This is a genomic window from Anaerocolumna sp. AGMB13020 (assembly GCF_033100115.1).
Taxonomy (GTDB): Bacteria; Bacillota; Clostridia; order Lachnospirales; family Lachnospiraceae; genus Anaerocolumna.
Genome location: NZ_CP136910.1, coordinates 1,819,552 through 1,840,711 on the forward strand (window position 1 = coordinate 1,819,552; position 21,160 = coordinate 1,840,711).

At 41.9% G+C, this 21,160-nt stretch carries 14 protein-coding genes; 2 read left to right on the plus strand and 12 right to left on the minus strand.

All coding sequences use genetic code 11. The annotated features are described in order from the left end of the window. Window positions 1-47 precede the first annotated feature (47 nt). From R2R35_RS07190 to R2R35_RS07235, 10 genes are all read right to left on the minus strand, one after another. Entirely contained in the window at window positions 48-1,415 is a 1,368-nt protein-coding gene (locus tag R2R35_RS07190) for an endo-1,4-beta-xylanase (protein ID WP_317733824.1), read from the minus strand. 213 nt (window positions 1,416-1,628) lie between these two features. Next, window positions 1,629-3,047 (minus strand): ABC transporter substrate-binding protein, encoded by a 1,419-nt coding sequence (locus R2R35_RS07195; RefSeq protein WP_317733825.1) that lies wholly within the window; start codon window positions 3,045-3,047, stop codon window positions 1,629-1,631. Between the two features lie 201 nt (window positions 3,048-3,248). Continuing rightward, window positions 3,249-4,250: a carbohydrate ABC transporter permease gene (locus R2R35_RS07200; RefSeq protein WP_317733826.1), complete on the minus strand. Its 1,002-nt coding sequence runs from the start codon at window positions 4,248-4,250 to the stop codon at window positions 3,249-3,251. After that, complete coding sequence (locus tag R2R35_RS07205) at window positions 4,243-5,151, minus strand: carbohydrate ABC transporter permease (RefSeq protein WP_317733827.1); 909 nt, start codon at window positions 5,149-5,151, stop codon at window positions 4,243-4,245. Before R2R35_RS07205 ends, R2R35_RS07200 begins: the two co-directional genes overlap by 8 nt. A 4-nt stretch (window positions 5,152-5,155) precedes the next feature. After that, window positions 5,156-7,684, minus strand: coding sequence for a DUF5696 domain-containing protein (locus tag R2R35_RS07210; RefSeq protein ID WP_317733828.1), 2,529 nt, complete (start codon window positions 7,682-7,684; stop codon window positions 5,156-5,158). A 15-nt stretch (window positions 7,685-7,699) separates the two neighbouring features. Next, a complete protein-coding gene (locus R2R35_RS07215; RefSeq protein ID WP_317733829.1) occupies window positions 7,700-8,362 on the minus strand; it encodes a YIP1 family protein in 663 nt (220 codons plus the stop codon). Continuing rightward, the gene (locus tag R2R35_RS07220; protein ID WP_317733830.1) at window positions 8,359-9,837 is read right to left on the minus strand and encodes a hypothetical protein; all 1,479 of its coding nucleotides are present in this window, start codon (window positions 9,835-9,837) and stop codon (window positions 8,359-8,361) included. Before R2R35_RS07220 ends, R2R35_RS07215 begins: the two co-directional genes overlap by 4 nt. A 10-nt stretch (window positions 9,838-9,847) precedes the next feature. Further along, complete coding sequence (locus R2R35_RS07225; RefSeq protein ID WP_317733831.1) at window positions 9,848-10,705, minus strand: carbohydrate ABC transporter permease; 858 nt, start codon at window positions 10,703-10,705, stop codon at window positions 9,848-9,850. 32 nt (window positions 10,706-10,737) lie between these two features. Then, the gene (locus R2R35_RS07230; protein WP_317733832.1) at window positions 10,738-11,676 is read right to left on the minus strand and encodes a carbohydrate ABC transporter permease; all 939 of its coding nucleotides are present in this window, start codon (window positions 11,674-11,676) and stop codon (window positions 10,738-10,740) included. An 11-nt stretch (window positions 11,677-11,687) separates the two neighbouring features. Then, window positions 11,688-14,597 carry an extracellular solute-binding protein gene (locus R2R35_RS07235; RefSeq protein ID WP_317733833.1) on the minus strand — a complete coding sequence of 970 codons (2,910 nt, stop codon included), beginning with the start codon at window positions 14,595-14,597 and terminating at the stop codon, window positions 11,688-11,690. A gap of 583 nt (window positions 14,598-15,180) precedes the next feature. On the opposite strand from R2R35_RS07235, the gene R2R35_RS07240 reads away from it, so the two are divergent. Continuing rightward, window positions 15,181-16,092 (plus strand): AraC family transcriptional regulator, encoded by a 912-nt coding sequence (locus R2R35_RS07240; protein WP_317733834.1) that lies wholly within the window; start codon window positions 15,181-15,183, stop codon window positions 16,090-16,092. A gap of 23 nt (window positions 16,093-16,115) precedes the next feature. Then, window positions 16,116-19,601 (plus strand): glycoside hydrolase family 2 TIM barrel-domain containing protein, encoded by a 3,486-nt coding sequence (locus tag R2R35_RS07245; RefSeq protein ID WP_317733835.1) that lies wholly within the window; start codon window positions 16,116-16,118, stop codon window positions 19,599-19,601. Here the strand turns inward: R2R35_RS07245 and R2R35_RS07250 are convergent. After that, on the minus strand, window positions 19,576-20,400 hold the full coding sequence (locus R2R35_RS07250) for an alpha/beta hydrolase (RefSeq protein ID WP_317733836.1): 825 nt from the start codon (window positions 20,398-20,400) through the stop codon (window positions 19,576-19,578). The genes R2R35_RS07245 and R2R35_RS07250 overlap by 26 nt on opposite strands. A gap of 116 nt (window positions 20,401-20,516) precedes the next feature. Next, a complete protein-coding gene (locus R2R35_RS07255; RefSeq protein ID WP_317733837.1) occupies window positions 20,517-20,936 on the minus strand; it encodes a DUF3237 domain-containing protein in 420 nt (139 codons plus the stop codon). Window positions 20,937-21,160: the final 224 nt, after the last annotated feature.

Below are 21,160 nucleotides of genomic sequence, written 5' to 3' on the forward strand. Positions count from 1 at the left end.
TTTTATTTTGTTTTATGAAAGCCTGCTGTTAAACAGCAGGCAATTATTCAATAATTTTTAATGGAAGAATCCTGCAATACTCCAAAATAAGCTTTTTTGGGGTTCAATTCTTTGTCAAATAACAGGGGATAGCTTGCTCCCTCTGCATTATTGAGCCAGGAGCGGTCATCCGTAAGTCCCCAGAAGGTAACACTGGTTATATTCGCCTTTCCTTTTTCAACGGAATGAAGCAATACCGCCATGATATTCTTATATCTGGTTCCAAGCTTTTCCTGGGCTTCTTCACTGTTTTCCTTCATATCTATGTCAAGTTCGGTAACCTGAAGCTCTATTCCCAGTTCTGCATATTTATTGATAGCATACTGATAATCCAGAACATTTGGATTGGATAGCTGGATATGATCCTGCATACCGATTCCATCGACCAGGTTCTTTTCCTTTAATTTCTCCAGCAGCTTATAAACAGCAAACATCTTGGTCTTGTCATAGGTACTGTAATCATTATAGAAAAGCTTCTGTCCCTCTGCCATGTATTTTCTGGCATAGGTAAAGGCCATTTCAACATAATCCTCCCCCAGCACCTCATACCAGAGATTGTTTTTCGTCCGAATACCATTCTCTTGTCCGTCACCTGTTTCTATGGCCTCATTGACCACATCCCAGGCATATACAACACCGGGAAAATGTGTATTTACATACTCCATTTCCTGTTTTATGTAATTCTCCATACGTGCCAGCATAATCTCTCTTGAGACCAGCGGAGCTTTCTCACTATCTTCAAAGCCCACTGTAAAAAGCCATCTGGGAGTCTGTGAATGCCATACCAGAGTATGAGCCCGCATGGTAAGTCCGTTTTCCTTCGCAAAATTAAGGGCTGTTTCCGCCCTTTGCATATTAACTACAGGGTATTTTTCTTCCCCTCTTTTTAAGGTAGCCTCCCTATCCAGGGTAAAATCTGCCTTCATTTCATTTTCACAGGTTATACTGTTAAACTGTGATGCTACCAGCTTTGCTTTCAGGGGGTTTTTGATATCTTCGGCAGAAAGCGCAACTCCTGCTTTAAAGCTGCCTTCAAGAACCTGTGCCAGAACAGGCAGTTCTTTGCTCTCCTGGTATTGTCTATAATAATCCACCGTATTTCCAGCCTTTTCAGATTCCGGCTTACTTTCTTTCTGATTGCCTGCTGCTGCGTCACTTTCAGTTGAATTGCTCTCTGCTGTGTTATTTTCTTCTGTATTGTTTTCTATCTTATTTTCTGTTGTATTACTGTCTATTGCAGTACTATCTTTTTTAGTATTTTCTGTTAAACTGCCCCCTTGACTGACCGGCTCTTCTTTCCTGCTGCAGGACAGTAATAGCAAGGACAGGCATAGCACCAAACCTGCCAATTTAAAATAATCCCTCTTACATCCCATTTACTGCAACCCTCTTCTTCCCAAATTCACATAATCTCAAAATAAAGAGTCTGGCAAGCCAGACTCTGGTGCTGACCCGCTGTCATGACAGGAACCAGCTTCCGTAAGTGAGTCCTGTGTATCCTGCCCGGCAGGGCTTTCTCTATAATAAGCTGCAATTTCCTATTACAAAAAGGAGAGGCGGGTACATACCTCCCCTTTTTTGTCTATCTGTTATTTTTTATTGGCATCATCTATAAGTGCCTGCCAGGAATCTGCTACCTGCTCAATCTTCTCAGCAGGTGTGCTGCCAAGAGCATAGGTATCCCAGATAATAGTTCCAAGATCAAGTCCATATACGAAAGATGCATAATCTGTATTGATTGTTGCAGAGTCATACATCGTTGTAAGTGTTTCATCAACAGCTCTTTCATCACGGAATCTGGTGTAATAGCCGTCTTTCCAGGACTCACTGTCATCTTCATAGCCAGGAGTGGGGTTAGTCCAGAGGTTGTAAGCAAACGCTATTTTTTCTGCTGTTTCCTTATCATAGCTGGAAGGGATAACTGCTACGTTATCACTAAAGTATACTTCGTATCCATTTGCCTTAGGTCCTTTAGGGCAAAGTACAAATCCCCAATCATCTTCCATATCAGCCCAGGTTCCAGTCTTATAAACTTCTGCAAACTGCATTGCAACTTTGGCATCATGGAAGGCAGAAATGAACCAATCCCAGTTAGCATCCGCAGGAGCCGGCATCTCATAATTCTTCTGAATCAAGCTTACAGCCCATTGAAGAGCTTCCAGGAATTTAGGATCTTTGGAACCATTGAAGAACATACCACTGTCATCTTTACCGATGTATCTTGCATCGTTGCTGGTGATAGCACCTTTAAATAAATCTGCTGAAAAACTTGCCATTGCATAACTGTCGATGGTACCATCATTGTTACTGTCGATGGTAAGGGATTTACACAACTCTTCAAATTTGCTCCAGGTCCATTCTCCGCTTGCCTGTAAATCATAAGGCAGGTTCGGGTCAAGACCAGCTTCTTCAAACAGTCTCTTGTTCCAGTACACGCCAAGTTTGGGTTCAGGTTTACCAGCAGCCATACCATATACGGAATCACCATAGGTTAATGTCTTTAATACAGAAGGATTCCATTTACTCTCTGTAAAATCTAAATTTTCCAGAGTGGCCAGATCATATACCAATCCATTAGCCAAAGGCTGTGCTACCCAATCGGGTGCAAGGATAAACACCTGAGCTGCAGGATCTTCTGCCATCGTTGAGGTGGTAAAGGTCTCCTGCATGGTTCCCCATTCAGCAACTGCCACTTGTTTAATTTTAAAATTATATTTTGCCTGTATTTCTTCTCTGTAAGCCTGCGTAGCCTCTTCCTGTGCTGTTGTGGGAGCTGCAGGATCTGCAGAAGACCACCAGTCACCGATAACGATTTCCATACCACCTAAATCCATGGCGGGTTCTTCCGTTGCGGTAGGTGTTGCTTCTTCTGTAGGAGTTGTTGCCTCCACCGTAGGTTCAGAATTATTACTTGTTTCTTTTGCCTTATTCCCTCCGCAAGCTGTAAACATTGACAGACACATAGCGAGAATTAACAATACTGCCAAAAACTTTTGATTCTTTTTCACTGTAATATCCTCCTTTAAATACATTATATAGAAAAGTGATTTTCACTTAACTATCATCTATTTTGTAAATCCGTTATATAACCCCATTAATAACTAATACTTCCAGAGTCCCTGGATTTTTCCCCGATTATTTCATCCAGGAGACCCCTTATTATAAAATATCCTATATTTTAACGTGTGAAAATCTAACGATGATCTGTTTTACATCTTTAATCCGGTTTGACTTAAGCTTTCTACAAATCCCTTTTGCGCAACGATATAAATTAACAGCAGTGGAATAATAGCCATGATCATACCTGTAGAGATCATCATCTGTCCATAAGCTACGGAGGGCTTGCTGGCCGTTCCGCTGATAGAAGTCAGATAATCCCCTAAAAGGCTGCTTATTGCCGTCAATTTATTTGCCAAAAGTGCTGTCTTTCCCAGGAACATTCTTGAATAAAAGGAATCTGTCCATTGCCATACAAAGGCAAACAGAAAGCAGGAGGTAAGTATAGGTCTGGCATCCGGCAGCATAATACGAAGGAAGGTGGAAAAGTTACCACAGCCATCCACATAAGCAGCTTCCTCCAATTCCTTTGGTATTCCCCTGAAATACTGTCGGATCAAAAAGATATATAATCCGCTCTTTAACCCCATACAGGTTATACATAACAACATATAAGGTACAATGGAATTCTGAAGATTCAGGGTACTACCTGTAAAAAGCTTAATAATTCCGAAAACATCAAAAAATCGAAAATTTAAATAAAGCGATGACATAATAGTCTGCGGTGGAATTACGATTACAAGGAGCACACAGCCAAACCAAAAGTTTTTAAGCGGAAACTTAAATCTTGCAAATCCATAACCCACTATGGTACAGGCTGCAACCTGCAGAATACTTGACATTACTGAAATACCGATGGAATTAAATAATGACTTCCAATAATTTATCAGGCTGTTGACCAGTTTGTAATTCTCAAGAGTAAAATTTCTGGGTACTACGATTATTGTCGGGTCATATAAATCCTTTTCCTGCATAAAACTTAAGGATACCTTATTAAATAAAGGCTGCAGTATTAAAAAACACAAACCGAATAACAGTACAGCTCGTAAAATCTGATATACCCTGATGGAAATTTTCTTCTTAAGAAGATATCCTCCGGATTTCCTGTTCCTGATTAGAAACTCTTTCCATTTTGTTTTAATATTCCTATTCATAATAGTACACCCACCTTGAAGTAATTGCGGAAAATATCGCAATAATCAGGATAACTGCTGCAAAATAGATCCATGCCATGGCAGAACTGAAGCCATAATCCATTTTCTGTACCATGGTATCGCTTATCTTCGTCATAACATCACTATCTGTCTTCATAAAGAAATCCACAATGGTATATATAACATTAACAAGGATAACGGAGCTTACCATAGGCAGTGTTATCTTCCAGAAACTCTCCCATGCCGTACATCCCTCAATAGTGGCGGCTTCATACATACTTTTTGATATGGTTTGCAGACCGGACAGGAAGATAATTATCTGTATACCGGAGGCAATAACAACATCATAGACATTGTTAACAATGTCATAAACAACATTCAGGAAACGTTCTCCAAAACCACTGTTGGATAAAATTTTCTCCAACACAGCTGTTATGTCAGAGGTTTGTGTATTATTGCTGATGTATTCCTGCATTCCGGATAAAAGGCTGTTATTATATTCAAGTCCCACTAAAACACCGGAGGAAAGTATAACCGGCAGGAAGAATACGGCACGTACCAGACCTCTTCCCTTAAAAGCCTGATTCAACAATAACGCCATAAAAAAGCTTACAATTAATGTTGTCGGTACCTGTACTGCCATTTTCGTTAATTCATCCGTCAGCATTCTGGTAAATTCAGGATCTACCAGAAGTGCTTTCTTGATATTGCTCAACCCTGTAAACTCCAGTACAAACCCGCCGTTTCCGATACCTACAATTACATTACTGAAGGTCATACGGAAGGATTCAATAAGAGGTATAATCATAAAGGCAACAAAGCCTATAATAAAAGGCAGTATGAACAAATAACCCGTTCTGGCTTTTCTAGCCTGCAAATCCTTATGTTTTTTTCCTGCCATTAGCTTACCTCCTCTCAACCAAGTAATCACTGGCCGGTACCTTAAGGGTACCGTTTACATACTCGGTATTGTTATAATTAACATAGACATTGGTTCCATCTTCGTAAGTAGTAACATAAACGCCTTCACTCAGCTGCCTATGCTCTGTAATATATTGGTTAAAGCAATGTCCTAATTCTTTCTCATAACGGTTATATATTTCAAGAGCCTTAGCCTTCCACCTGTCATAATCAGCGCCAAACAGGAAGGTATAATTGGAATTTTGCAGAGCAGTCGCTTCTTCCTTCATAAAGGTAAAGGATAAACCTGCACCGGCTTCTGCGCTTTTAAGCAACAGCTGCTGAAAATCCCCTGAGACATTTAAGGAAACTCCGGTATAGTCCACAAGTCCATGTATCGCCATCGTATAGAAAGGTACTGTGTAATCAATGATCTGATATCTTCCACCAGTCAGGTCCATATCTGTAATGAAATCTGCATAAGGAAGTGTATAAGCATTACCTCCCTTTAACATAAGATTCGTACCGGCTGAGGTTATCTCTTCCATAGCCTTGACCTGGAGTTCCATGGATTTTTCTCTGTTGATTAGTTTTTTGGGATTATAATCTGCACTTAAGCGGTATCCGGTATCCGCCAATGCCATACCGGTATCCTCAGAGGCATCTGCTATGTAATTTGCAAGATTATGCATGTACTGTACGATCAGCTGAGGTTTCAAGAGGTAATAAGGATCCTTTAATTCATCCTCCCCATAATAAATCGGTGAAAAATCGTACAGCTTTACTACTTCCCTGCTGGCATACTTTGCAGCATCCTTATTAGCAGAGAAACCATCAAACAAACCATCTTCATAAGCATATGCCACTGCACCTTCAAGATACACCGGTACTTCCATAGAAGATGCGCTATTTAAGAATTTCCTGAAGCTGCCTTTACTGCCTAATGCACCAATTCGATCGATGGATTCTGCTGAAGTCTGCTTGATACCTCCATTCATCCAGCCTCTGTAGCGAACCGACAGATTTTTTACTCCCTCTGCTTTCAGTTCCTCAATCATACTTGTTGCTTCTTTGTATTTGGTCAAAGGCACGGGTACGGAAACCGGAAATCCCAAACGTTGTTTTACCTGATCCACAGCACCTATCAGTGTAACATTTACCGGTGTTGATTCTTCCGTCTTCTTTGTCATGTCAGGGTTTTTCTTCATCAGATAGTCCCTATAGGATTTTGCCATATCGGAGTAGGTATCTGTTTCGAGAAAACGATACCGCTGACTGATCTTACCCTCCGGTTTTTTTGCTTCATAAACCATGACAGATTTATCCGTTTTTGCAGACACACTCAGAGAAGCATAATGAAGTGTCACATAGGAGGCTCCCGCAAAATTGTAGCTGTGGTTTCTTCCACTGACATCAGCCTCGATGGAAGCCAACGTCTGATAATCCTCCAGAATGCAGAGCATGGAGCTTCCATTCTTTGAAATACCAAATACGGGGAATGCTGCTCTGTTTTCCGTTATCAAGGAATCTCTTGGAACCGCACTGTCGATACCGTAAATTTCCGTATAATAACTGTTCTGTGCTTTCTTGCCGTTGTTGAAGTCAATAATACCGCCATTTCCTTCGGGTACCAGGATAAAACCTTTATCCTCACTGCTGCCTGCACCAAGATAGGGTAATACCTTAACTTTGGTTAAAGGATAGTTCTTCTTCCAGCCCATATTCTCAAAGGGCAGATCCACAATAAGATCTCCATCTTGCAGACGATATACCACCGTTACGTTAAAATAGGGTTTCTCAGTGGAACCTGTAGCAGAATATCTGGCCTCATCCTCCTCATAATCCTCCCTGGTATAGCCTACCTGGGCGAAGAGTTCTTCAATTTTGACCTTGAGATATTCCTGTGTGCCATCTCTTAACACATAAACATTCTCTGTCTCTAGATCCGGGTATTTTGCCAGCAGTTCTGCTTTGTTATCCGTAGCCCGAAGATTATTGATGTCAATCTTACGGTAATAGGTATTTACTTTTTTCTGTGAACTGCTGTCCATCTGGTTCAGAAATTCATTCATTCTGGATTCCGGCGCTGCTGCAGGAAGCAGATATGCTTTCTGGATATCACCAATGGTATAATTGACCTTGATATAGTCTTCCCCCTGCTCTATGGAGTAGAGTTTTTTCTGTATACTATAGGAAAAATTATCAAAGATAGTTGTAATTCCAGTTTCATTGGTATATTCAATGAGCAACGTGGATTGTAGGTATTTCAGGTTCTGTGCATTTGCTTGTGTATCCTCTGCTCCGTTTTCAGGATTAGAATCCCATACCGTATTATTTTGCTTATCCATTACCTGAAAATAGGTATTTTCACCATTTAAGGTAAACTTGAGCTTTTCATCCTCCAGCGTATAGGTCTTGCTTTCCTCTCCATAGGAATAGGTGTCCATAGACTGCTCTTCTTCCTCTGTCTTGCTGCAGGCAGAGAAGGTCAGGGCCCAGACCAGTATCATGCCCATTAATATTAAACGTTTCATTTTCAGCCCTCCTTATCAGTAAAATCGGAATATAATTTCTTTGTACAAAGAAATAAAATATGCCGCCGCATCTGTTACCAAGCTGAAAAACAAAAGGAAAATAAATATGATCAATATCATACCCAGAACGGTAGCCGCAATGGTTATTAGTGTTTTCCCCAGCGTATAATCGTGTATCATCATTACTGCGCTAATTATAAGCATACCGCACCAGATCTCTGAAAAGATGAGAATATAGGAATAAAATGCTCCTTCTTCCACTGTCATCAGATTACTGATAAATATCATCGGAAACTGTATCAATACATAAGGAGTAAGAGCATAGCCGATCCCCATATGAATCTGTTTCATGGTACCTTTTCCGTCAAAAAGAGTGGTCAGCGCCCAATTTGCCACACAGGCCAATACAATGGGAATCAGAAATCCCAGTAAGATCTCAATAAGATTGACGTGCTCCCATATGACCTTCATGAATAAAAAGCTGGTAAACTGCAGTCTGAAAACCCGGGTAAGCATTGCCATTGCAATAATAATATTTGCGGCTGCAACAGACCCTCTGTTTTCATGGGTCAGGTCCCAAAACCCATCCAGTGGATGTGTAATCACATACAGGGAATAACGCAGGGTTTTAGCCGTATGCTGAAAATCAAACCGTTTTAGAAATGCGGCTGTCTTCATTCTTCCTCTACCTCCCTTTTTATTTTTTTCACAAAACCGATGAGGGAGGGAAGTATGATTATGGTAAAGAATATGCCCACAATCCACCCGATTTTCTCTTCGATCCATTGTTTCCGATATAGCTGGAAAGCTTTCGAATAATTTTCTTCGTCATATTTAAGCTTGAAATATTCCATGGCTTTTTTGTAGTTCCCTTGTCTTAACAGGGAACGGCCGATACCGATATAGGCCAGATCATAATTGCCGTTTTGAGTAAGTACCTCTTCCCAATAAGCAGCGGAAGTATCGTAATTTCCACGTTTGTATTCCATCAGTGCATCATTGATCAGCTGTCCGTATTGTGTAAGACTAAACACCGTAATACTTACGTTTCCGGAATCCAGGACCAGCAGATTGTTTTCCATATGCTCCAGTGCTGTGGGATAATTGAAATATCCCAGTCTGTTACCCAAGCTGCCGAAGGCATAAAGCAGGTTTCCCTGAAAATCGTATCCAAAAATCCTTCCTCTTGTCCTGTCAATTACGAAGTAGGTATCATTGTCCATGGCCGTTGCATCGATGAATTTGGACGCTCCGGATACCCCCGCAGCATTTCCCCACATCAGGTCTCCAATAGGGGGATACTCTCCGTTTCTTACCAATATATCAGTCCCCATGGCGTTGAGCTTACGAATAGGTTTTGCCTTATCGTTCTGCAATTCCCTTTCCTTAAAGACTGAAGTGGTACAATAAATAAATTCATCCTTATCCAGCGCCAGATTATTATATTCCGTAGGAACGAAGGTTTCCATCTGCGCTCTCTGCTCTTTGGTGGCAAATCTCTTCCAGATATAATCAATCATATTGAATTTAACTTCATTGGCTCCGATAAATCCGGAGAATTCACCTGTGTTTTTATATTCTACAAATCCCTTGTTATAATTCTTCACTAAAACCACTGCTCTGCCGGAGCTGTCTACCACAACTTTTTGAGGATAGAAGCTGGATTCCTGGTCAACGGTTTCATCTGCCGGACGAACCAGTTCTTTCACCAGCTCCCGGTTGGCATTCAAATGAACGACTCTCTGATTCTCCGTATCACAGATAAAGAATTCTCCCTTACCGGTAACAAAAATATCCATAGGCCCTGAAAAGGTTTTGATATCCGTCTCACCGGTAAATTCTGTTATAACTTCCTTAAGCCGGTAATCTCCGCCTGCTTTTTCAATCACTACGATCCGGTTATTTCCGGTGTCACAGACATATATCAGATTATCACGGACAAACAATCCCTGGGGGTTTAAGAAATCACCAATTCCCAATTTATCTCCCGTTATGGAAGTATTTGCTTCGTAAGCGTCCGGGGATTCCCTGTTCAGTCCCCACCAATCATATGTATAGGTATAATGTGTATCCTCTGCCAGTGCGGGTACAGACGGAAACAACATAATCACCATAAAGCAGAGAAGCACCAGCAAAATACATTTTCTCTTCATTGTTTCCTCCTTAATCTTTGATGCCGGAGCTTGCCATGGTCTCGATAACATTGCTCTCTACTACGATAAAGGTCGTAATGGGTACAATCATCATAACCAGTGTAACCGCTGCTCCAACACCTGCTCTTGCAATTCCTCCGCTTACTATCTGCTGAAGTGCATAAGGTAAAGTCTTTAGTTCTTCGGAATAGATAAAATTGGAGGCCTTTATGTTCCAGAGCCCCTGTACAGATAAAATCATCAGGGTCAACCAGGCCGGTCTTACCATAGGCATTACAATTGCTCCAAAGATGGACCACTCTTTCGCACCATCAATTTTCGCAGCTTCCAGCAGCGCATCGGGAATACCCTCCATATACTGTTTCATAAGAAAGAGTCCCATAGGAGAAGCCAGGGCAGGAATTATAACCGCCCAGGGAGAATCCACCAACCCGATCTTAGACATTACCAGATAATTAGGGATTGCTGTAACGTAACCGTTGAACATCAGGGCCGTCACGACGATACTGAAAAATACCCTGCTGCCAGGAAATCGATACTTTGCCAGTACATAGGCACCCATGGAAGAGATAATGATATGTCCGGCAGTACCCAGAACCGTTATAAAAAAGGTATTGAACAGGTACCTGGAAAAGGGTACCCAGGATTTGTTCATTATAACGAACAGATCCTGAAAATTGTCCATAGTGGGATTCTGCACAAACAGCCTTGGCGGATAGACAAAGATCTCATCCAGCGGCTTAAAAGCACTGTTTATTGCATAAACCAGAGGGAAGGCCATAAAAAGCCCGAAGAGTACCAGTACGAAATAAATACCGAAATCCCCTCCCTTGGAACGATTAGGTTTTCGTTTAAGATGTTTTTTCATAATCATAGCCCTTTTCTCCGTTATTCATGGTATTAAGTTCCTACTCTTCTAAGCATAGCCTGAATCATTTTATTGCAAAGGATCATTACTATGAAAAGCAGTGTGGCAATTGCTGATGCATAACCCATTTCAAATCGGATGGAACCGTAATCCACAAGGTGCGTTACCACCGTCTGGGTAGCATAATCCGTACTCGGGAATCCCGTAAGCGCAATGGGTACATCCGCCACACCAAAGGACTGGGTAATTGTCATTACAGCTCCGAACATCAACATGGGTTTCATACCGGGAAGGGTTATATACCATAATTCCTGCCAACGGTTCTTAACTCCATCAATATAACCAGCTTCATACTGTGCCTTGTCGATACCCTGGAGACCGGCAACAAAAGCCAGGAATCCAGTTCCAAGACTCATCCAGAGACTTACGATGATAACTACCATCATCATATACTGGGGGTTGGTAAGCCACAGGATAGGGCCGCTGATAAATCCCAGTTCCATCAAAAAGGAATTGATGTAACCATAGGCATCGCCGGAGAACATGATTGCCCAGATCAAATATACCTGCCCGGATATGGTCGGAGCATAAAAGATTACAATCGCAAAAGCTCTTAGGTATCTGGGCAGCTCATTGATGAACCAGGCAAACAGAAACGCTGCCATGTAACCAATGGGGCCGGTAATCGCAGCCAGCAGGAAGGTGTTTTTTACAGCTGTTATAAATACATCATCTGCCAGCAGAAGGTTTATATAATTCTGGAGCCCAATGAATTTTGGGGTCTCCAGAATGTTGTAATACGTAAAGCTCAGAACAAGAGAAGTTATAACCGGTACTACATAGAACAGAATAAATAATATCGCATAGGGTGCCAGAAACAGGTAACAGGTCTTAGACTTTTTGGCCTGCTTCCAGGCTATGGACATATCTCTTTTCTTCTTTCTTAGATATTTCTTTATAAATGTTTTCAAATCTTATCCCCCTATCTGACAGTCAGGCCGAATTCAAGACGTTTTTTCTCAATTTCCTGATTAATGGTTGTCGTATAATCCAGAAGCGTTTCTCTTGGATCTTCATTCTTATTGAGAACCTTACGGATTGCATTGGTTATATGTCTCTGGGTATAATAGCCGCCGGCTACTTCCCTTAGTCCAACGGTCCACTGCCACTGTTCATCCAGTACATCCAGCTGACTCTTGCTCCAGGACAGCTGTTTAAAGGCTTCTACGTTGGCCGTTGCATATCTGGCTGAAGCTCCCATGACACTTTCCATCTCCTGACCAAAGCGCACCTGGGTATCTGCACTGACCCACCATTTCATGAATTCCCAGGAATTATTCTTTGTCACCTCGTCCTCCTGCTTCAACAGCATGGTACAAAGTCCGGTAGTATGACAGGAACGGTCTATGGAGCCGTCTTCTCTTACGGTTCCGGGAATAACTGTAAAATCCCAAAGTCCTCTGATTTCCGGTGCAAATACTACAAGTGTATTAAATGTATTGTAGTCTGCTATACCAATCGGCATCTGACCCGAACGGAACAGATTCGCGAAATCATAGATCGTCGGCAGTTTATACTGGGTAAACAGTTTTGTAAAAGTCTCAAAAGCTTTGGAACCCTGTTCTGAGTCTATCAGCGCTGTCTTGCCCTCTTCATCATAAATTACACCACCATTTTGGTAAAGCAAGGCAAAGAAGGTGGACAAATCCGGATTGGAGGAATTATTGAGTGTTCTCTCTGTTGAAGGAATGGCTACTGACATATTGTTCTGCTGTATGGTTGGCAGCATGGCTATCAGATCCTCCCAGGTATCCGGTACCTGAAGTTCCAGTTCCTCCAGAATATCCTTGCGGTAAAATAACACATTAAAATTCTGGGTCTCCGGCAGAGCATAGATTCCGCCTTCAAAACGGTAAGGTGCATAAGCACTGGGATAAAAATCCTTTAGAACCTCCTGGTAGTCTGTGAACTGACTGATATCCTCCACCGCACTACGAAGAGCATAATTCACGGGTTCTCCCTGGCCTGCCGATATTACCACATCCGGTCCTTTCCCGGCTATTATAGCATTTAACAACGTGCCAGCTTCCACCAGCTTAACATTGACCTTAATTCCTTTTTCCGGAGTAAAGGTATCATCAATCATTGCTTTTAATATTGTACTTTGATCACGACCGGACAGAATCCATACTTGAATGGCATCACTGTCCTTGTATACATCTCCTACCGCGTTGTAATCCGTAGTAAAGGAAGCATAGAAGGATTTCACTTCATGAACTGCTCTGCTGAAAAAGCTTTCTTTTACTTTATCCGGTTTCTCTTTTGTACCGGTTACGGTGATATAATCAATATCCAGAGGAGCCTCACTTAAGGTGAGTATGCTGGTACCCATGGCACTGATATTTAACTTAAAAGCTGCAAATCCTACGGGGATCTTCTCCGGTTTTTTCACAAAATCCTCCAGCTGTTTGGCCAGGGTCTGTATAGAAGCTACCTGATTTGCTTTTTCCCCGGAGTATGCAACGATGTCATCCACCATCTTGTATAGCCTTTTGCTTTCCAGATCCATGGACTCGATAATCTCCGGATATACCTTATCTATCTTATAATCTCTATACTTATCCGGCGTTGTTCCGGTCAGTACCAGGATCTTACGGTACATGCTGTTGAGTCTGTAAACAGAATCCTGCATTTCATTGAGAATATTACCCATGTCTCCCAGGGTAACTTCCATCCGAATCGTGTGTTTTCCTTTATCGAGGTAGAATTGATAAGCATTGTTTTGTGTATCTGAGAGAGTATAGGAATTCCATTTATTACTGTAACGGAAGCCTACCTGCTCCAAATCTTCAAAGGGAATATTACCATCTATGTAGACAGAGCGGTTGGAAACAAATCCCCTGTTATAGTTCTGTCTTGCTTTTAAGGTTATGTTATAGTACCCGTCCGAAGGTACTTCGAAATCCCATTCTATCCATTGTCCCGGCACTCTCCAGGCATTGCCGCCTATCATATTGAGCCTGATCTTCGATACACTGTAGGGCTGTGTAATGGGTGAAGACCGGTCATATAATGGATACAGAGAAGGCGAAGATCTCAGGGTGGATGCTTCTCCCTGAATTATCAGCTTATAGTTTAAGGCTTCCTCTGTTTCCGCTGTTCCGGCAATGTTTTCACTGTACTGTTCATAGGTAAGATCTTCTTTGATCCCCTCCAATGTTATGGATTTAATAACAGCCGGCTCATTTATAGCTTCAAGGCCGATGGTGTTCCTGCCTTTTTCTAAATAAAACTGATAGGGTTTAATGAAATAACCCAGATCATCCTTGAAGTAAGCTCCCGTCCAGGCCTGTTCATCCACCTGAGTGGGCCGGATGTCATTTCCCTGGTTATCTCTCTTTACCTCCTCTTCATTCTTCCATAGCCTGGTAAAGGATAAGGCATCTGCTCCAAGAAAAGGTAACTCCCCGTTGATGTAGAACTTTCTCTCTATATCAACACCACGGGCTTTCACCGTATAATACTCCATGAAGATCTGATACATTCCCGTCTCCGGAACATCAATCTGCCATTCCGTGTAGGAATTCTCACCGGTGTAAAGAACCTCCGGTTCTCCTTCATAATCCTTTAGAACCTCAACATCCTCACCCTTTGTATAATCTGTAATCGCTACCTCCACCTCTTTTTCAGGGTAAGCCGCTTGAGAATGCGCTTCCAGATACTTGGCATAAGTGTTGTCGCGTCCAATTCCGCCCACATCCACATCCAAATTGGGAGTATCGGAATATTTGTCTGCAAAACTGTCTTCTTTTCCCCTTGAAAAGAAAAAGAAAGCTGTTATCACCGCACATGCCGTTACTATTCCCACTACCAACTTCAATTTCCTGCTCATGATTACCTCTCCTGTTTTAAATATGTTTCGTATTGCAGAATATCTTCGATATCAGGCATTTATTTTTTTTGTTCATATTAAATAAGTAAATGCTAAATATCTGTGGTTCTTATATTTATTTATAACACACATCCCGTTTCTCTGCTTCTTAATGATTGCCAAACACCTATCATATATTGCTATTTTTAAGCAATAGGAACTAAATTTAATTAGCATAAATCGGATTTTATATAATAAAATTTATGAAATAATATTGAAATCCCTCCTATCTGATTGTAAAAACTGTACATATATACAACTATACATCTTTGTGTGTCCTGCAGATATTGCCATTTAATGCCTAGCCTATTATGCCCAAATTAAACTTATGAAAACTTTAATATATAGGCAATAAATAATTATGGAAGGCATATTTTGTATTATATAGTAAAAAAACAATTGTGTATTTACATTTTAACCAAATCAAACTATAATGTTAAATACGAAATTGTTTATTATGTATACTAATTATCCTATAAACGCCGTTCTGCTCAATCCTGCATATCTGCCGCAATATTGGATGAGCTCCCAACAGGAGGCTACTATGATTGAAAAATTAACAGGTACCAGAGAAACCGTATTTCATCTGGAAAATTTACAGGTCCGTCTTCATATTAATCGGGAATACGAAGATTATCCTATGCACTGGCATACAGATACGGAGATAATCATGCCTGTTGAAAATACCTATTCTGCAGTGGTGAACAAAGAAAAATACATACTAAATCCCGGCGATATTATTATCATTCCCTCCGGTGAAATACACGAATTATATGCTCCGCCCACAGGACGGCGCTTCATCCTTCAATGTGACAATTCCCTGCTCAATGGCTTGAACGGAATCGATTCCATCAGCAGTGGTTTTTATCCCTGTATCTGTATCAAGTCAGAGGACAGTACCAGCTACCAGAAGCAATTGGTGGACATCATGAACAAGGTCGCGGAGGAATATATCAACCGTCCGCCTCTTTATGAAGCCTCCATAAATGCCCTGCTGACCTCATTTTTTGTAATTGTAGGCAGGAACTGTATCAATCTGGACAGGCAGAATAAAAATTTAATCAAAAAGAAACAGCATCAGTATATTGATAAATTCCTGCATATCTGCCAGTATATCAATGACCACTGTACGGAAAACCTTACCATCGATAAGCTTGCGACCCTGGCAGGCTTTAGCAAATATCATTTCTCCCGGCTGTTTTATAATTTCTCAGGCGTGACTTATTATGACTACCTGATTAAACGCCGCATATTATTTGCTGAGAGCCTTTTAGCAGATCCCAATCTTTCCGTAGTGGAGATTGCCATGCGAAGCGGCTTCAACAGTCTTTCGACCTTTAACCGTAATTTCAGAACCATAAAGAACTGTACCCCTACGGAATACAGAAGTATGCACTGTTCCATGCAGAATCTGGAATTCCCCCAGGCAGAAAGTCAAAAGAAATCGGCACTGTAATTCATAGTTGCGGAAAGGAAGTCATGGCACAGCAGGAACTGTTCAACGCTAATTGGTATTTTCGGAAAATGCCGGTCAACAGCTCATTGGAGGAAGCAACGAAAGCTTCTCTTAGCTGGGAGGCCGTCAGTCTCCCCCACGACTGGCTAATCTATGATACAAGAAATCTTTATAAAGCTGGAGACGGCTGGTATAAGAAGTATTTCAGCTGCTCCCCTCCCAGGGACGGTTCAAGGGTAACCCTTCGTTTTGAAGGTGTCTATATGAACTGTACTATTTTCGTCAACGGACAACCTGCAGGTTCCTGGAAGTATGGTTATACCACTTTTGAAACAGATATAACCGACTTTTTAACCGAAGCCGAGAACGAAGTACTGGTACAGGTTACCTACGAATCACCCAACTCCAGGTGGTACACCGGTGCGGGAATCTACCGCAATGTATATCTTATAACAAGGCCAAAGGTACATATTGCTTCGGATGGAGTCTATGTATCAACTACAGACACCGGTCGCGAATGGGAGGTTTATACGGACAGTACCCTTTGTTTTCCGCGTGATATTTCTCCTGCTGCCGCTTATCGGTTAACGCAGAGTATTTTTGATTCTAAGGGTACCTGTATAGCAGAAAACGAACTCCCTCTTACCCCCGAAAATCTCCATCCCCTCCAGGAAGCTTACAGCTTAGGTGCTGCTTATCAGTGTATCTGTACACTGAAGGTCAAGGCTCCCTTATTATGGGATACGGAACACCCCAACCGATACCGGATACTAACCCGTCTATTTTTCTCCAAGGAGTTACTGGATGAAACAGAGCAGAGCTTCGGATTTCGCACGCTTTCCTTTTCTCCGGATAAAGGCTTTTTTCTGAATGGACGGCAGCTGTCCCTAAAGGGTGTCTGCGAACATCATGACCTTGGCTGCCTTGGGTCGGCAGTTTGGAAAGAAGCACTGAGGAAACGCTTCCTGCTTTTAAAGGAAATGGGGGCAAATGCCATTCGAACCGCTCACAATATGCCCTCGGTAGAATTTATGGATCTTGCGGATGAACTGGGGTTTCTTGTAGTTTCAGAAGCTTTTGATATGTGGGAGAGAAAGAAGACGGAATATGATTATGCCAGATTTTTTTCCGAATGGCACGAGAAGGATATCAGAAACTGGATTTGCCGGGACAGGAACCGCCCCAGTATTATCATGTGGAGCATTGGAAATGAAATATATGACACCCATGCCGGGGAACGGGGGCAGGAACTGACAGAGCACCTTAAGGATCTGGTCACCCGCTATGATTATAAAGGCAATGCCCCGGTTACCATAGGCTCTAATTACATGCCCTGGGAAAATGCCCAGAAATGTGCGGATATTGTAAAACTGGCCGGATACAATTATGGTGATAAATACTATGACAAGCATCACAAAGAACATCCCGACTGGATCATATACGGAAGCGAGACCGCTTCTACCGTTCAGAGCAGAGGAATCTATCATTTCCCACTGTCAAGACCGGTTCTCTCCGACGATGACGAGCAATGCTCCTCTCTAGGAAACAGTTCTACCAGCTGGGGTGCCAGAAGTACGGAAAGCTGTATTATTGCGCACCGGGATACCCCTTATGCCCTGGGCCAGTTTATCTGGACCGGCTTTGATTATATTGGTGAGCCTACTCCTTACCACACAAAGAATTCTTACTTCGGCCAGATAGATACCGCCGGTTTTCCAAAGGATTCTTTCTACCTCTATCAGGCAGAGTGGACGGATTACAAAGTGAAACCCATGGTACATCTCTTTCCATATTGGGACTTCTCTCCGGGTCAGCTGATCGATGTAAGGGTATGCTCCAATGCCCCTTGTGTGGAACTCTTCTTAAACCAGCGTTCTTTGGGCGCCTTTAACATTGACCATCAAAAAGGTGAAAAGCTTCTTGGTGAGTGGCAGATTCCTTACGAAGAAGGAGAGTTAAAAGCCATAGCCTATGATGAAGAGGGAAATCCTATTGCAGAAGACCGGAAAGTCTCTTTTACCGATGCGAAAACCCTGTCCTTAACCGCTTCTAAACCTACTCTCCAAGCCAATGGGAAAGATCTTATCTTCCTGGAGATCAGCACGAGAGACACGGAAGTTAATCCGGTGGAAAATGCCAATAACCGGGTCACGGTTACAGTGGAAGGCCCTGGCATTCTTCTGGGTTTGGACAATGGAGACAGCACCGATTATGATCAGTATAAGGAAAACAGCCGCAGACTCTTTAGCGGCAAGCTTCTTGCAGTTATTTCCAGTACCTTGGCTCCTGGTATGATTAAAATTACAGTAACCTCCAAAGGGCTTTCACCAGCAACACTGTATCTGCCTTCCTTCGCTGCAGATGAAAACTTAGGAGATACCGGCTTTTATGACTATTTAGGAGGACATGCCTGCCAGACAAGCAGCATTTCACCGGAAATTCCCATACGAAAACTGGAAATCCTTGCACCGGACGGTAACTGCCTGTCCCCCCTTACCAAAACCCTGCCAGTGGAAATTCGGATCCATCCCCCTAATGCAGATTATCGTGATATAACGATACGTGCAACAGATGCAGGCGGAGTTCCTACTAATCTTGCCCTTGTAAAAACAGAGGGGTTAAAAGGTGAAATAACCGGTCTGGGTGATGGTATGTTCTATATTCGCTGTTACTGCCGAAACGGTGCAGACCGGATTAAAATGTACTCTCAGCTCGAATTTTACGTACAAGGGCTTGGTGAAGCTACTTTAAATCCCTATGAATTCATTTCAGCTTCTGTCCATACCTGGGGATTAAACCTTACCAATGGAAATGAGAGGGGTATGGCTACTGCAAGAGAGGGAAAAAGCATCCTAAGCTTTGACCGCCTTGATTTCGGTGAATATGGTTCCAATGTAATTACCCTTCCAATTTTTTCTCTGGATGATGAGGCTTTTTCCATCGAAGTTTGGGAAGGTATCCCAGAAGCGGAGAACTCCGGATTTCTAACAACCCTTGATTATCAGAAGCCTTCCCACTGGAATACCTATCAGGAAGAAACCTATCAGCTGCCAAAGCGATTGAAGGGTATAACCTCTTTAAGTTTTGTTCTGTATCGTAAGATTCATTTAAAGGGTTTTATATTCAGAAAACCGATGAAAGCCTACGAAGAAATACAGGCAATTGAAAATTCCAGCATTTATGGTGACAGCTATCTTTTAAGGGAAGATGCCATTGAAGAAATAGGAAATAATGTAACACTTACCTTCCGAGATATGAATTTTACTGACAAAGGTTTTAAACGCCTGCTTCTCTGCGGTCATTCCCCTTTGGATAAAAATACGATTCACTTACATTTTAAAGCTAAGGATGGTTTTCTACTCAGTCGCCAGCTGGTGGAATTCGAATACTCCCCAGATTACGTTATCAAGGAATTCACTCTGGAAAATGTCACTGGAGAAACGGAAGTTTCCTTTCTCTTCCTACCGGGCTGCCGCTTTGACTTTAAGTGGTTTCGCTTTGAAGAGTAGTTTCTTTCCCCAAAAGCCATTGAACAGATAACTCCAGATGTTTATTCCAATATACCCAATTATGTACGCCTTCTCCTTCTTTGTAAATATGAGCAATCTCCTGCTCAACTAAGAAGCTGTGAAGTTTACGGTTCGATTCTATGAGAAAATCCTCTGCTCCGCATACCAAGTAAATATCCGGAATCAGCTTGCCTGCTGCTTTTAAGTTCTCAAGACAGAATCTGGGGTCTTTGTTGCCGTTTCTTAATTGCTCTGCCTCTCCGAATATCCTCCTCTGATACTTCTCATCGGAAACACCGTCAGGTAGATATACACCGGCATCCGCTATATTAAGCGCAATGTAGGCTCCAGAAAGACTGATGATCTTTGAAAAAGTCTCCGAAAATCTGAGACCATTGATCATGGCCCCGTAACCTCCCATGGAAAACCCTCCGATATAGGTATCCTCTCTGTCCTCTGACAAATGGAAAAGGCTTCTTGTATAGGCTACCAGTTCTTCTCCTATAAACCTGCTGAAATCTTCTCCTTTATCCATATCCTCCAGATAAAAAGAGTTCTCTCCGCTAGGAAAAATAACTGCAAGATTATTTATTCCTGCTAAAAAACCGATATTGGAGTTCATGATATAATCATTACAATCACCCGTGTAACCATGCAGCAGATATAATGTCTTCCTCTTTTCTTTTGAAAATTCTCCGGCTTTTCCTGGAGTGTACCCATTTTCATTGGGAATCAGTGCCTTAAAGGTCACCGATCTTTTAAGGGTATAGGACGGAAATGTAACTTCTATTATAGACATAATGTACTGCCTCCTTCTTTATTTTATGCAGCATGTTATAAGTGTCAGTGTTCGATTTATTTTTCCCAAGAGAATCTATACTGCCAAATTAAAATAGAATTCCCTGAATGTTCTCTCTACAACAGTCTATATATTTTAATTTCAACAGATACTCTGCCTTCTCCCGGTTTCAGACTGCCTACATATACACCACGATTCAGCCAGCCATATTTTCCTTTACTGTCTGCGGTAAATTTGGGTGAAGTCTTAATCAGCCTGGTATCCTCTGGTTCCAGTATTCCTTCATTTTCAACAGCGATATACTCTCCATCCTCCGTAAGCAACAGATATTTGGCAAAGGCATGTGCATAATTCCCTGGCTTTTGTGTGTTCCAGTCTGCACCGCCGTTTACGATTGTTCCTTTCATTCTGCCCTCGAAGGTTCCTCCCGTTATGGGAATAACCCTAAGGTATCCGTCAATACCTTCTTTTACCTCCAGCGCTTCTGAACACTCCACCTTTAAATGCATGATTTCTTCTGCTTCTAATTGTATCAACTTACCCTCCCGATTAATTGATTTAGATAATATTAGATTTTATCTATTTCATATTATATAACATTTTTTTGCCAATGGATTAAGATTTTCAAATTATTAGAAATTTTAATTCTACGTTCCATACGAATAAAAAACCTGGAAATCCTTGTACGCCCATATAAACGGCGCGTACAAGGATTATTTCCAGGCTTCTTTTAATAAATTGTACCCCCAATTATACCATT

Bases quoted from the DNA above. Each gene is read 5' to 3' on its own strand.
- R2R35_RS07190 (WP_317733824.1), bottom strand. From the start codon at position 1,415: ATGGGATGTAAGAGGGATTATTTTAAATTGGCAGGTTTGGTGCTATGC.
- R2R35_RS07200 (WP_317733826.1), bottom strand. From the start codon at position 4,250: ATGAATAGGAATATTAAAACAAAATGGAAAGAGTTTCTAATCAGGAAC.
- R2R35_RS07205 (WP_317733827.1), bottom strand. From the start codon at position 5,151: ATGGCAGGAAAAAAACATAAGGATTTGCAGGCTAGAAAAGCCAGAACG.
- R2R35_RS07210 (WP_317733828.1), bottom strand. From the start codon at position 7,684: ATGAAACGTTTAATATTAATGGGCATGATACTGGTCTGGGCCCTGACC.
- R2R35_RS07215 (WP_317733829.1), bottom strand. From the start codon at position 8,362: ATGAAGACAGCCGCATTTCTAAAACGGTTTGATTTTCAGCATACGGCT.
- R2R35_RS07220 (WP_317733830.1), bottom strand. From the start codon at position 9,837: ATGAAGAGAAAATGTATTTTGCTGGTGCTTCTCTGCTTTATGGTGATT.
- R2R35_RS07225 (WP_317733831.1), bottom strand. From the start codon at position 10,705: ATGAAAAAACATCTTAAACGAAAACCTAATCGTTCCAAGGGAGGGGAT.
- R2R35_RS07235 (WP_317733833.1), bottom strand. From the start codon at position 14,597: ATGAGCAGGAAATTGAAGTTGGTAGTGGGAATAGTAACGGCATGTGCG.
- R2R35_RS07240 (WP_317733834.1), top strand. From the start codon at position 15,181: ATGATTGAAAAATTAACAGGTACCAGAGAAACCGTATTTCATCTGGAA.
- R2R35_RS07245 (WP_317733835.1), top strand. From the start codon at position 16,116: ATGGCACAGCAGGAACTGTTCAACGCTAATTGGTATTTTCGGAAAATG.
- R2R35_RS07250 (WP_317733836.1), bottom strand. From the start codon at position 20,400: ATGTCTATAATAGAAGTTACATTTCCGTCCTATACCCTTAAAAGATCG.